The sequence below is a fragment of the Sphingomonas leidyi genome (genome assembly GCF_011761945.1).
Lineage (GTDB): Bacteria > Pseudomonadota > Alphaproteobacteria > Sphingomonadales > Sphingomonadaceae > Sphingomonas > Sphingomonas leidyi.
Genome location: NZ_JAASQV010000001.1, coordinates 308896 through 320703, shown reverse-complemented (window position 1 = coordinate 320703; position 11808 = coordinate 308896). Strand labels below are relative to the sequence as shown.

Sequence of the window (11808 nt, the reverse complement as noted above, 5' to 3'; positions counted from 1 at the left end):
GCTCAGCGCGCGCGGCCCTTGAGCTTCGCTTTCTTGATCAGGTCGCCATACTGGTGCGCCAGCAGGTGCGACTGGATCTGGGTCACCGTGTCCATCGTCACGTTGACGACGATGAGCAGGCTGGTGCCGCCCATCAGGAACGGAATGCTCATCGACGAGAACACCGCTTCGGGAACGAGGCAGATGATCGTCAGATAGGCCGCGCCGATCACGGTGATGCGCGTGAGCACGTAATCGAAATAGAGCTCGGTGTTCTTGCCGGGGCGGATGCCCGGGATGAACCCGCCATAGCGCTTGAGGTTCTCGGCCGTCTCCTCCGGATTGAACACCACGGCGGTGTAGAAGAAGGAGAAGAAGATGATGCCGAGGCCGTAGAGCGTCATGTACACCGGCGAGCCGTGGCGCAGCCAGGTGTTCAGGTTGATGATCAGGTCGCTCCACCAGTTCTCGCCCGCGGTCATGTTGCCGGCGAACTGGGTGACGGTCAGCGGCAGGAGCAGCAGCGACGAGGCGAAGATCGGCGGGATCACGCCGGCGGTGTTGAGCTTGAGCGGCAGGTGGCTGCGCTCGGCCTGCACGCCGCGCGCCGTCTGGCGCTTCGGATACTGGATCAGGATGCGGCGCTGGGCACGCTCCATGAAGCAGATGAACAGCACCAGGATCGCCACGCCGACGATGATCGTGATCAGGCGCAGCGGATCGATCGACCCGGTGCGGCCGCTCTCGAACAGCTGGACGAGCGTGGTGGGCAGGCGGGCGACGATGCCGGCCATGATGATCAGCGAGATGCCGTTGCCGATGCCGCGATTGGTGATCTGCTCGCCGATCCACATCAGGAACATGGTGCCGCCGATCAGCGAGATCACCGCGCCGATGCGGAAGATCAGGCCGGGCTCCACCACGGGCTGCAGGCCCTGGCTGGCACCGAACGTCTCGAGGCCGACGGCGATGAAATAGCCCTGCACCGCGGTCAGCGCGACGGTGCCGTAGCGGGTGTACTGGTTCAGCCGCTTGCGGCCGCTCTCGCCTTCCTTCTTGATCGCGTTGAGCTGCGGCGACAGCGACGTCGCGAGCTGCACCACGATCGAGGCGGTGATGTAGGGCATCACGCCGAGCGCGACGATCGACATGCGGTTGAGCGCGCCGCCGGTGAAGTTGTTGAAGAAGTCGAGCACGCCGCCCTGGGTCTGCTGCGCGAGCAGGTTCAGCTGGGTGGGGTCGACGCCCGGCAGCGGCACGTAGCTCAGCATCCGGAAGACGATCAGCGCGCCGAGGGTGAACCACAGGCGCTTCTTGAGATCGGTCGCCTGGGCGAACTTCGCCAGGTTGATGCTGGAAGCAAGTTGATCGGAGGCGGAGGCCATATTGTATCAGGTCCCGGAAACAGAAACGGCGGATGAGCGTTTCCGCCCCCCGCCGCTCATATAGGGTGTCCAACCCTTTGGGCAATCTGTCCCCGGCCCGAGGCTGGGGACAAGTTGCGAACGGCACGATGCTGGATCCCCGGCGCGCGGCCGGGGCGCCGCGTCGTCACGCCTTGGCGGCGGCCTTCTTGGCTTCCTTGTCCGCCGCGCGGGCCTTCTGCACGACGCGGTGCTTGGCCTTGGCCTTCTCGGCGGCCGGCACGATCGTCGGGATCGTCACGGTGCCGCCGGCCTTCTCGACCGCCTCGATCGCGCTCTTCGACGCGCCGGCGACGGTGAAGTTCAGCTTGGCCTTGAGCTCGCCCTTGCCGAGCAGGCGCACGCCGTCCTTGCCGCCACGGGTCAGGCCCGCCGCGTTCAGCTCGGCCTGGGTCAGGTCGGTCGCGGTCAGCTTGCCCGAGTCGATCGCCTTCTGGATCGCGCCCAGGTTCACCTCGGCATAATCCTTGGCGAAGATGTTGTTGAAGCCGCGCTTCGGGATGCGCATGTGGAGCGGCATCTGGCCGCCCTCGAAGCCCTTGATCGAGACGCCTTCGCGGCTCTTCTGGCCCTTCTGGCCGCGGCCGGCGGTCTTGCCCAGGCCCGAGCCGATGCCGCGGCCGACACGGACGCGGCCCTGACGGGCACCATTGTTATCGCGGAGATCGTTGAGCTTCATGGTCGTGCACTCGCTTTCGCTTTTGTCGCGCTGATGGAAAGGGAAGCGGGGCCCATAGCGGGGGGATCGGGGTTTGTCGACTCGTTGTTTGTCGGCCGGCTAGCGCCGCCACCAGGCCGGGCGCGAAATCGGCTTTGGATCATGCACGCTCGAAAGCGTGATCCGGTACCGTCCGCGGCCGTGCGTATAGCGCTCCTCCGAAGGATCGATGCGAACCGTACCCGTGATCGTCGCATTGACCGCCGTGCCGAAAAGCTCGTCCCCCTCCCGATAGGGATGCGAAAACCGCATCAACTGGAAGTCCGACGGATTCTCGACGAGTAGGGAACCGCGTTCACAGCCGAGTGGCGTCATCACTACAAGAGATGGCGACTGCAACGCGGCATCGCCTCCGGATATGAGAAGCGTCACGCTCCCGGCGAGCCGCTCCCCGGCCTTGAAAGTGTCAGCCTGCCAGCAGGAAGGCAGCTGCGTCGCGGGAGAGGCGCAGCCCGACATCAGCAATAGGGCGAGAAGTCCACCGGCACGCAGTATCATCCGGTCAGTCTCGCAGCCAAAGCCAGGCCCGACAACTGGCGCTGGACGGCGCTCGAGCCAGGTAACGAAAAGGGGCGGTAGTCGCCTACCGCCCCTTCCCTATCGTCGCTGCCGGCGATCAAAGGCTTCAGCCCTCGAGCACCTTCACCATGTGCGGCAGCTTGCGGATCATGCCCCGAACTTCGGGAGTGTCCTCGAGCTCCGAGACCTTGTGCATCTTGTTGAGGCCAAGGCCGATCAGCGTCGCGCGCTGATCCTTGGTGCGGCGGATCGGCGAGCCGATCTGCTGGATCTTGACAGTCTTGCGGGTTTCCTGGGCCATGTCGCTTACTCCGCGATCGCGGCCGCATCCGCCTCGGCGGTCTGCGAACCACCGCGGCCGAGCAGATCGGCGATCTTCTTGCCGCGGCGCTGCGCAACGCTCTTCGGCGAGGTCTGCTCGCCAAGCGCTTCGAAGGTGGCGCGGATCATGTTGTAGGGGTTCGAAGTGCCGACCGACTTGGTCACCACGTCCGCCACGCCCAGGCTCTCGAAGACGGCGCGCATCGGGCCGCCCGCGATGATGCCGGTACCCTGCGGAGCCGAGCGCACATAGACGCGACCGGCACCGAAGTGACCCGCACCGTCATGGTGCAGCGTGCGGCCTTCCTTGAGCGGAACGCGCAGCATCTTCTTCTTGGCCGAGGCGGTCGCCTTCGAAATGGCTTCCGGCACCTCGCGGGCCTTGCCATGGCCGAAGCCGACACGGCCCTTGCCGTCGCCCACGACGACCAGCGCCGCGAAGCCGAAGCGCTTGCCGCCCTTCACCGTCTTCGAGACGCGGTTGATGTGGACCAGCTTCTCGATCAGCTCCTCGCCGCCGTCCTCGGCGTTCTGGCCACGACGATCATCGCGACGGCCACGGTTGCCGTCACGGCCACCACGGCCGCGATCACCGCCGCCGCCCGGACCACCACGGCCACGGCCGCGGCCACGGCCCTGCTGCTCCTGCGGAGCGCCGGCACCGGCGTCCTGGGCCTCGAAGCCCGCGCCTTCCGGCGCCTGGTTGTTTTCGTCAGCCATTCTCAGAACTCCAGCCCGCTCTCACGAGCGGCATCGGCCAGCGCCTTGACGCGGCCATGATAGAGGAAGCCACCGCGGTCGAACACGACCTGGGTGATGCCGGCGGCCTTGGCGGCCGCGGCAACGCGCTTGCCGACTTCCTGCGCGGCCTCGATGGTCGCGCCGGTCTTGCCGCGCACGTCCTTGTCGAGGGTGGAAGCCGCGGCGACGGTCTTGCCCTGCGTATCGTCGATCACCTGGGCATAGATATGCTTGCCCGAGCGATGGACCGAAAGACGCGGACGACCACCGGCACGCGCACGCAGCGCAGTGCGGTTGCGGCGACGACGCTTCGCGAAAAGCGAGAGACCCTTGGTGCTGATCACTTCTTCTTCCCTTCCTTACGGAAGATGAACTCGCCGTCGTACTTGATGCCCTTGCCCTTGTACGGCTCGGGCTTGCGCCAGCGGCGAATCTCGGCCGCAATCTGGCCGACCTTCTGCTTGTCGATCCCCGAGATCTCGACCGTGGTCTGATCCGGGGTCTTGATCTCGATGCCTTCCGGCACGTCGATGTTCACGTCGTGCGAATAGCCGAGCTGGAGCTTGAGCACCTTGCCCTGCGACGCAGCGCGATAGCCGACGCCGGTGATCAGGAGCTTCTTGGTGAAGCCCTCCGTCACGCCGGTGACGAGGTTCTGCACCAGCGTGCGCTGCATGCCCCAAAAGGCACGCGCCTGCTTGGTCTCGTTCGCCGGCTTCACCACGATGCCGCCGTCTTCGACGGTGTAGCTGATCTCGTCGCGCAGGTTGAGCGACAGGGTGCCCTTCGGGCCCTTCACGCTCAGCACGCGGCCATCGATCGAGGCGGTAACGCCTGCCGGCACGGTGACCGGCTTCTTGCCGATGCGGCTCATCAGAACACCTCCGCCAGCACTTCGCCGCCGACATTCTGCTCGCGCGCTTCCGCGTCCGAGAGAACGCCGCGAGGCGTCGAGACGATCGTGATGCCCAGGCCGTTGCGCACGCGGGGAAGCTCCTGGCTGCCCGAATAGACGCGGCGGCCCGGCTTCGAGATGCGCGCGACGTGCTTGATCGCCGGCTGGCCCTCGAAATACTTCAGCTCGATGCGGATGCCCGCGGCGGGGCCCATCTGCTCTTCGCTATAGCCACGGATATAGCCTTCGCGCTGGAGCACATCGAGAACGCGCGCACGCAGCTTGCTCGCCGGCGTCAGGACGGAGTCCTTGCGGGCGCGCTGGCCGTTGCGGATGCGGGTGAGCATATCACCCAGGGGATCGGTCACTGCCATCTTCGTGATCCTTACCAGCTCGACTTGGTGACGCCGGGGATCAGGCCCTTGTTGGCCAGATCGCGCAGCATGACACGAGCGAGACGGAACTTGCGGTAGTAACCGCGGGGGCGACCGGTGAGCTCGCACCGGTTGCGAATGCGGGTCGGGTTCCCGTTGCGGGGAATCTCGGCCAGCTTGAGACGCGCGATGAGACGCTCGGTCTCATCGAGGCTCTCGTCGTTCGCGATCGCCTTCAGCTTCGCATACTTGCCGGCGTACTTCTTCACCAGCTGCTTGCGACGCTCGTTCTTGTTCACGGAACTCAGTTTCGCCATGACTTAAGTTCTCTTTCCTTTACGCGGCCTTGGCTTCGCCGTCCGCATCCTGCGGGAACGGGAAACCGAAGAGACGGAGAAGCTCGCGAGCCTCGTCGTCGGTCTTCGCGGTGGTGGTCACGATCACGTCCATGCCGCGGATCTTGTCGACCTTATCGTAGCTGATTTCCGGGAAGATCAGCTGCTCCTTGAGGCCGCAGGCATAGTTGCCACGGCCGTCGAACGACTTCGGGTTGAGGCCACGGAAGTCGCGAACGCGCGGCAGCGCGATCGTGATGAAGCGGTCGAGGAACTCGTACATGCGCTCGCGGCGAAGGGTGACCTTCGCGCCGATCGGCATGCCCTCGCGCAGCTTGAACTGCGCGATCGACTTCTTCGCCTTGGTCACGACGGGCTTCTGGCCGGCGATGAGTTCCATCTCCGACGCGGCCTGCTCGACCTTCTTCTTGTCCTGCGTGGCTTCGCCGACGCCCATGTTGAGCACGATCTTCTCGATCTTCGGCACTTCCATGACGTTCTTGTAACCGAACTTCTCGGTCATCGCCTTGGCGATCTGCTCGTCATAGAGCTTGCGCATGCGCGGCGTGTAGGAATCAGCCATTGATGACCTCCCCGGTCTTGACGGCGACGCGGACCTTCTTGCCGTCGCGCTCCTCGAAGCGGACGCGCGTCGGCTTGCCGTCCTTGGTCACGTGCGCGACCTTCGACACCGCCATCGGCGCTTCCGAACGCTCCAGGCCACCCTGCGGGTTGGTCTGGCTCGGCTTGCGGTGGCGCACGGCGACGTTGATGCCCGAGACGACGACCTTGCCGTCCTTGGGCAGCGACTTGACGACTTCGCCGGTCCGCCCCTTGTCCTTGCCGGACAGAACGATGACCTGGTCGCCCTTCTTGATCTTGGCAGTAGCCATCACAGCACCTCGGGGGCGAGCGAAATGATCTTCATGAAGCCCTTCGAGCGCAGCTCGCGGACCACCGGGCCAAAGATACGGGTGCCGATCGGCTCCTCGTTCTTGTTGACCAGGACGGCAGCGTTGCCGTCGAAGCGAATGACCGAGCCATCGGCGCGGCGGACGTCCTTGGCGGTGCGGACGATGACGGCGCGGTGCACGTCACCCTTCTTCACCTTGCCGCGGGGAGCAGCTTCCTTGATGCTGACGACGATGACGTCGCCCACGGACGCGAAGCGACGCTTCGATCCGCCCAGCACCTTGATGCACTGCACCCGCTTCGCGCCGCTGTTGTCTGCGACGTCGAGATTGGACTGCATCTGGATCATCGATCCGGTTCCTTCTCGTTCGGCCTACCGGGACATCCCTGCCCGGCGGTTCCAGTTGAAAATGCTTAGGCGGCTGCGTCCGACTTGGTCGGGGTCGCGTGGGTGTTCACCCGCTCGATCACCTTCCAGGTCTTGAGCTTCGAGATCGGCGCAGTCTCTTCGATGCGCACGGTCTCGCCGGCCTTGTACTCATTGCCCTCGTCATGGGCATGATACTTCTTCGAGCGACGGATGATCTTGCCGTAGAGCGGGTGCTTCACCTTACGCTCCACGAGCACGACGACCGTCTTGTCGCCCTTGTCGGAAACCACGTTCCCGGTCAGCACGCGCTTCGGCATGGTTTCGTCCTCTTACTTCGCAGCCGAGCGCGAGCGCTCGTTCTGCAGCGTCTTGATACGGGCGATGTCGCGACGGACCTCGCGGACCCGGCTCGGCTTCTCGAGCTGGCTGGTCGCGGCCTGGAAACGGAGGTTGAACGCCTCGCGCTTCAGGTTGCCGAGCTCTTCGCTCAGCTGGTCCTCGGTCTTCGCACGAAGATCGGTAGCCTTGGTCATTCTATCAACCCTCCAGGTGCGAGGTATCGCCGAGGCGAGCCACGACCTTGACCTTGATCGGCAGCTTCATCGCCGCGCGCTCGAACGCTTCCGCGGCGAGCGGGCCCGGCACGCCGTCCAGCTCGAACAGGATGCGGCCCGGCTTGACGCGGGCGACCCAGAATTCCGGCGAGCCCTTGCCCGAGCCCATGCGGACTTCGGCGGGCTTCGACGAAACCGGCACGTCCGGGAAGATGCGGATCCAGAGACGGCCCTGACGCTTGATGTGACGCGTGATCGCGCGGCGAGCCGCTTCGATCTGGCGGGCGGTGATCCGCTCCGGCTCCATCGCCTTCAGGCCGTACGACCCGAAGTTCAGCGCGGTGCCACCCTTGGCGTCGCCATGGATGCGGCCCTTGAAGGCCTTGCGGAACTTGGTGCGCTTCGGTTGCAACATGATTCTGTCCTAACCCTTAGCGGCGGTCTTCGCGCGCCGGGCGCACGCCCGTCGTCTGCGATTCCAGGTTGAGGCGATCGGTCGCCATCGGATCGTGGCCGAGGATCTCACCCTTGAAGATCCACACCTTCACGCCGCAGACGCCATAGGCGGTGTGCGCTTCGGCAGTGGCGTGATCGATGTTCGCGCGCAGCGTGTGCAGCGGAACGCGACCTTCGCGATACCATTCCGACCGGGCGATCTCGGCGCCGCCGAGACGGCCGCCGCAGTTGATCCGGATGCCCTCGGCGCCGAGGCGCATGGCCGACTGCACCGCGCGCTTCATGGCGCGGCGGAAGGCGATGCGGCGCTCGAGCTGGTCGGCGATGCCCTGGGCGACGAGCTTGGCGTCGACTTCCGGCTTGCGGATCTCGACGATGTTCAGGCTCACGTCGCTCGAGGTCATCGCGCTCAGCGTCTTGCGCAGCTTCTCGATGTCCGAGCCCTTCTTGCCGATGATCACGCCGGGGCGCGCGGCATAGATGGACACGCGGCACAGCTTGGCCGGGCGCTCGATCACCACCTTCGAGATCGCGGCCTGGGGCAGCGTCTCGAGGATGTACTTGCGGATCTTGAGGTCCTCCATGAGAAGGCGGCCATAGTCGGCGCCCTCGGCGAACCAGCGGCTGTCCCAGGTGCGGTTGACCTGGAGGCGAAGGCCGATCGGGTTGCTCTTGTGACCCATTATGCTTCTTCCTGCTCGCGGACGACGATGCGAAGACGGCTGAACGGCTTCAGGATGCGGGTGGACTTGCCACGGCCGCGGGTCGCGAAGCGCTTCATCGTGATCGACTTGCCGACCGAAGCCTCGGCGACGACGAGCGCGTCGACGTCGAGGTTGTGGTTGTTTTCCGCATTGGCGATCGCCGAGGCGAGAACCTTGCGGGCGTCGACGGCCATGGCCTTGGTCGAGAACTGAAGGATGTTCAGCGCATCGCCGGCCTTCTTGCCGCGGATCAGGCCCGCAACGAGGTTCAGCTTCTGGGCCGAGCCGCGGATCTGCGTGGCGACGGCAAGGGCTTCCTTGTCGCCGACCTTGCGGGGGGCTGCAGGCTTGCTCATTAGCGCTTACCCTTCTTGTCGGCAGCGTGGCCCGGGAAGAAGCGGGTCGGCGCGAATTCGCCGAGCTTCATGCCGACCATGTCCTCGTTGACCGAGACCGGCACGAACTTGCGGCCATTGTAGACGCTGAACGTCAGGCCGACAAAGTCCGGCAGGATCGTCGAGCGGCGCGACCAGGTCTTGATCGGACCGGCGCGGGTGCCCTGCTCCTGCGCGGTCTGCGCCTTCTTGAGCAGGTGGAGGTCCACGAACGGACCCTTCCAAACGGAGCGAGCCATCGGTTAGCCCTTCTTCTTCGCGTGACGGCTGCGGATGATCATCTTGTCCGTCGCCTTGTTGTGGCGGGTGCGCGCACCCTTGGTCGGCTTGCCCCACGGGGTGACCGGGTGGCGGCCGCCCGAGGTCCGGCCTTCACCACCGCCATGCGGGTGGTCGACCGGGTTCTTCGCGACACCGCGGGTCAGCGGGCGGATGCCCTTCCAGCGGTTGCGGCCGGCCTTGCCGAGGTTGGTGTTCTGGTTGTCCGGGTTGGACACCGCACCGACCGTCGCCATGCAGTTGCCGTGGATGTAGCGCTGCTCGCCCGAGTTCAGGCGGACGATGACCATGCCGCGGTCGCGGCCGACGACCTGCACATAGGTGCCCGCCGAACGGGCGATCTGACCGCCCTTGCCCGGCTTCATCTCCACATTGTGGACGATGGTGCCGACCGGCATCGACGACAGCTCCATGGCATTGCCCGGCTTCACGTCGGTCTTCTTGCCGGCGATCACCTTGTCGCCGACGGCGAGGCGCTGCGGCGCGATGATATAGGCGACGCGGTCCTTGCCGTTCTCGTCGGCGCCGTAGTTGACCAGCGCGATGAAGGCGGTGCGGTTGGGATCATATTCGATCCGCTCGACGGTGCCCTCGACGTCCCACAGGCGGCGCTTGAAATCGATGATACGATAGCGCTGCTTGTGGCCGCCGGCGATGCCGCGCGAGGTCACATGGCCCTTGTTGTTGCGGCCGCCGGTCTTGGTCTTGCCCTCGGTCAGCGCCTTGACCGGGCGACCCTTGTACAGGGCCGAACGGTCGATCAGGATCAGGCCGCGGACGCCAGGCGACGTCGGATTGTAATTCTTGAGTGCCATTACGAATTGACCCCCGAGGTCACGTCGATCTGGTCGCCGTCGGCGAGCGTCACGATAGCCTTCTTCACGTCAGAGCGCTTGTAGGGGGCGCCCTTCCACTTCTTGGTCTTGCCCTTCTGGACGATCGTGTTGACGCCGGTCACCTTGACCTTCCAGAGCGCCTCGACGGCGGCCTTGATCTCGGGCTTCGTGGCGTCGCCGGCGACCTTGAACACAACGGCGTTGTGCTCGGAGACGAGCGTCGACTTCTCGGTGATGTGCGGCGCGACAATCACGTCATAATGACGGTTGTCGATCGCGGCTGCCTGCTTCTTAGCCATTGAAGCGCGCCTCCAGCTTCTCGACGGCAGCGCGGGTCAGGACCAGCGTGTCGTGCTTCAGGATGTCGTAGACGTTGGCGCCCACCGCGGGGAGGACGTTCACGCCGATCAGGTTGCGCGCGGCCAGGAAGCCGTTGCCGGCCTCGCCGTCGATCACCAGCGCGGTCTTGCCGGTGCCGAGCTTGGCGAACTGCGCCTTGAGCTCCGCGGTCTTGGCGGTGCCGAACGCGTCGACGACGATCAGCGAACCCGCCTTGGCGTGGCTGCTGAGGGCCATCTTCAGGCCGAGCGCGCGGATCTTCTTGTTCAGCGACGGATTGAAGTCGCGAACGCGAGCGCCGTGCGCCTTACCGCCGCCGATGAACACCGGGGCGCGGCGATCGCCGTGACGGGCGGTGCCGCCGCCCTTCTGGCGACCGAACTTCTTGCCCGAACGGGCGACGTCGGCGCGCTCGCGGGTGCCGCGCGCGGTGGCGCGGCGCTTCTCGAGCTGCCAGGTGACGACGCGGTGCAGGATGTCGGCGCGCGGCTCGACAGCGAAGACGCCGTCGTTGAGCTCGATGTCGCCCGATGCCTTGGCGTCGAGGGTTTGAACCTTGACCTTCACTTAGCCCTCCTGGCCTTCGGTCGCCTCGGGGGCCTCGGTCACTTCAGCCGGGGTCTCCGCGGGGGCGGTGTCGTTGTTGTTGGCGACCGACTTGATGCCGGCCGGGAACGGCGCGGCGTCGGGGCGGGCGACCTTCACGGCGTCCTTCACGAACAGCCAGCCGCCCTTCGAGCCAGGGACCGAGCCCTTGACGAAGATCAGGCCGCGCTCGACGTCGGTGCCGACGATCTCGAGGTTCTGCTGGGTGCGGAACTTGTCGCCCATGTGGCCGGCCATCTTCTTGTTCTTGAAGACCTTGCCCGGATCCTGGCGCTGACCGGTCGAACCGAGCGAGCGGTGCGAGACCGAGACGCCGTGGGTGGCGCGCAGACCGCCGAAGCCCCAACGCTTCATGCCGCCCGCAAAGCCCTTGCCCTGCGTCTTGCCCTGGATGTCGACGAACTGGCCGGCGACATAATGGTCGGCCGAGATCTCGGCGCCCACTTCGAGCAGGCCGTCCGCGTCGACGCGGAACTCATGGACCACCGCCTTGGGCTCGACTTCGGCCTTGCCGAAATGGCCGCGCTGCGGCTTGGCGACATTCTTGCTCTTCGCCGTGCCGGCGCCGAGCTGGACGGCGGTATAGCCGTCGCGATCCTTTTCGCGGACGGAGACGACCTGCACGCCTTCGAGCGCCAGGACGGTGACGGGCACGTGGCGGCCGTCGTCCTGGAACAGGCGGGTCATCCCCAACTTCTTCGCGATCACGCCAGTGCGCATGACCAGTTGCTCCTATGCATAGGCACCCGAGGGGGAATTCCCGCGGGTGCGTGCCTCAGCCCGAAAATATGATGCGAGCCCCCGTCCGGGCTGAACCCCTCCCCGAAGGAAGAGGCGACGGGGGACGCAGGCCCGGTTCTCCGAAGAGGCCGGCGGTATCCCTATCGCGATGTGAGCGCGCGCTTGGCGCCCTCCGGGTTCCTTGCTTCGGATCGGGATCGATCCGGTGGAGGAACCGGCGAATCCCTCAAAAGGGAATCGCGAATCTCGTGTGGAGGCGCGCCTTTACGTCAGCAGCGCTTCCCTGTCCACCCCTTCACCTGCATTCCTC

General features: G+C 65.6%; 22 protein-coding genes. All 22 read right to left on the bottom strand.

Features of this window, described 5'->3' with window-relative positions:
- Window positions 1-2: 2 nt before the first annotated feature.
- The 22 genes from secY to rplC all read right to left on the bottom strand — a co-directional run bounded on the left by secY (window position 3) and on the right by rplC (window position 11477).
- Entirely contained in the window at window positions 3-1364 is a 1362-nt protein-coding gene (gene secY, locus FHR20_RS01740; RefSeq protein ID WP_086128661.1) for a preprotein translocase subunit SecY, read from the bottom strand.
- A 166-nt stretch (window positions 1365-1530) separates the two neighbouring features.
- Window positions 1531-2082: a 50S ribosomal protein L15 gene (gene rplO / locus FHR20_RS01735; RefSeq protein WP_167297950.1), complete on the bottom strand. Its 552-nt coding sequence runs from the start codon at window positions 2080-2082 to the stop codon at window positions 1531-1533.
- A 99-nt stretch (window positions 2083-2181) separates the two neighbouring features.
- Window positions 2182-2619 (bottom strand): hypothetical protein, encoded by a 438-nt coding sequence (locus FHR20_RS01730; protein ID WP_167297949.1) that lies wholly within the window; start codon window positions 2617-2619, stop codon window positions 2182-2184.
- A gap of 127 nt (window positions 2620-2746) precedes the next feature.
- Window positions 2747-2941: a 50S ribosomal protein L30 gene (gene rpmD, locus FHR20_RS01725; RefSeq protein WP_167297948.1), complete on the bottom strand. Its 195-nt coding sequence runs from the start codon at window positions 2939-2941 to the stop codon at window positions 2747-2749.
- 5 nt (window positions 2942-2946) lie between these two features.
- Complete coding sequence (rpsE, locus tag FHR20_RS01720) at window positions 2947-3681, bottom strand: 30S ribosomal protein S5 (RefSeq protein ID WP_086128657.1); 735 nt, start codon at window positions 3679-3681, stop codon at window positions 2947-2949.
- Window positions 3682-3683: 2 nt separating this feature from the next.
- Window positions 3684-4043, bottom strand: a complete 360-nt coding sequence (gene rplR, locus FHR20_RS01715; protein WP_179188060.1) for a 50S ribosomal protein L18 — start codon at window positions 4041-4043, stop codon at window positions 3684-3686.
- Window positions 4043-4576 (bottom strand): 50S ribosomal protein L6, encoded by a 534-nt coding sequence (gene rplF, locus FHR20_RS01710; protein WP_167297947.1) that lies wholly within the window; start codon window positions 4574-4576, stop codon window positions 4043-4045. The genes rplR and rplF overlap by 1 nt, the downstream gene beginning before the upstream one ends.
- The gene (gene rpsH / locus FHR20_RS01705) at window positions 4576-4971 is read right to left on the bottom strand and encodes a 30S ribosomal protein S8 (RefSeq protein WP_086128654.1); all 396 of its coding nucleotides are present in this window, start codon (window positions 4969-4971) and stop codon (window positions 4576-4578) included. Before rpsH ends, rplF begins: the two co-directional genes overlap by 1 nt.
- An 11-nt stretch (window positions 4972-4982) precedes the next feature.
- Window positions 4983-5288: a 30S ribosomal protein S14 gene (gene rpsN, locus FHR20_RS01700; RefSeq protein ID WP_086128653.1), complete on the bottom strand. Its 306-nt coding sequence runs from the start codon at window positions 5286-5288 to the stop codon at window positions 4983-4985.
- 19 nt (window positions 5289-5307) lie between these two features.
- Window positions 5308-5889, bottom strand: coding sequence for a 50S ribosomal protein L5 (gene rplE, locus FHR20_RS01695; protein ID WP_086128652.1), 582 nt, complete (start codon window positions 5887-5889; stop codon window positions 5308-5310).
- A complete protein-coding gene (gene rplX, locus FHR20_RS01690) occupies window positions 5882-6199 on the bottom strand; it encodes a 50S ribosomal protein L24 (RefSeq protein ID WP_086128651.1) in 318 nt (105 codons plus the stop codon). Before rplX ends, rplE begins: the two co-directional genes overlap by 8 nt.
- On the bottom strand, window positions 6199-6567 hold the full coding sequence (gene rplN, locus FHR20_RS01685; RefSeq protein WP_086128650.1) for a 50S ribosomal protein L14: 369 nt from the start codon (window positions 6565-6567) through the stop codon (window positions 6199-6201). The genes rplX and rplN overlap by 1 nt, the downstream gene beginning before the upstream one ends.
- A gap of 65 nt (window positions 6568-6632) precedes the next feature.
- Window positions 6633-6905 carry a 30S ribosomal protein S17 gene (rpsQ, locus tag FHR20_RS01680; protein WP_086128649.1) on the bottom strand — a complete coding sequence of 91 codons (273 nt, stop codon included), beginning with the start codon at window positions 6903-6905 and terminating at the stop codon, window positions 6633-6635.
- Window positions 6906-6917: 12 nt separating this feature from the next.
- Complete coding sequence (gene rpmC / locus FHR20_RS01675; protein ID WP_086128648.1) at window positions 6918-7121, bottom strand: 50S ribosomal protein L29; 204 nt, start codon at window positions 7119-7121, stop codon at window positions 6918-6920.
- Between the two features lie 4 nt (window positions 7122-7125).
- Window positions 7126-7557, bottom strand: a complete 432-nt coding sequence (gene rplP / locus FHR20_RS01670; RefSeq protein ID WP_086128647.1) for a 50S ribosomal protein L16 — start codon at window positions 7555-7557, stop codon at window positions 7126-7128.
- A gap of 16 nt (window positions 7558-7573) precedes the next feature.
- On the bottom strand, window positions 7574-8281 hold the full coding sequence (gene rpsC, locus FHR20_RS01665) for a 30S ribosomal protein S3 (protein WP_086128646.1): 708 nt from the start codon (window positions 8279-8281) through the stop codon (window positions 7574-7576).
- Entirely contained in the window at window positions 8281-8658 is a 378-nt protein-coding gene (gene rplV / locus FHR20_RS01660; protein ID WP_086128645.1) for a 50S ribosomal protein L22, read from the bottom strand. Before rplV ends, rpsC begins: the two co-directional genes overlap by 1 nt.
- Window positions 8658-8936, bottom strand: a complete 279-nt coding sequence (gene rpsS, locus FHR20_RS01655) for a 30S ribosomal protein S19 (protein ID WP_086128644.1) — start codon at window positions 8934-8936, stop codon at window positions 8658-8660. The genes rplV and rpsS overlap by 1 nt, the downstream gene beginning before the upstream one ends.
- Window positions 8937-8939: 3 nt before the next feature.
- A complete protein-coding gene (gene rplB, locus FHR20_RS01650) occupies window positions 8940-9791 on the bottom strand; it encodes a 50S ribosomal protein L2 (protein WP_086128643.1) in 852 nt (283 codons plus the stop codon).
- Entirely contained in the window at window positions 9791-10111 is a 321-nt protein-coding gene (locus tag FHR20_RS01645; protein WP_086128642.1) for a 50S ribosomal protein L23, read from the bottom strand. Before FHR20_RS01645 ends, rplB begins: the two co-directional genes overlap by 1 nt.
- A complete protein-coding gene (gene rplD, locus FHR20_RS01640) occupies window positions 10104-10718 on the bottom strand; it encodes a 50S ribosomal protein L4 (RefSeq protein ID WP_167297946.1) in 615 nt (204 codons plus the stop codon). Before rplD ends, FHR20_RS01645 begins: the two co-directional genes overlap by 8 nt.
- Window positions 10719-11477 carry a 50S ribosomal protein L3 gene (rplC, locus tag FHR20_RS01635; protein WP_086128640.1) on the bottom strand — a complete coding sequence of 253 codons (759 nt, stop codon included), beginning with the start codon at window positions 11475-11477 and terminating at the stop codon, window positions 10719-10721.
- Between the last annotated feature and the right edge of the window lie 331 nt (window positions 11478-11808).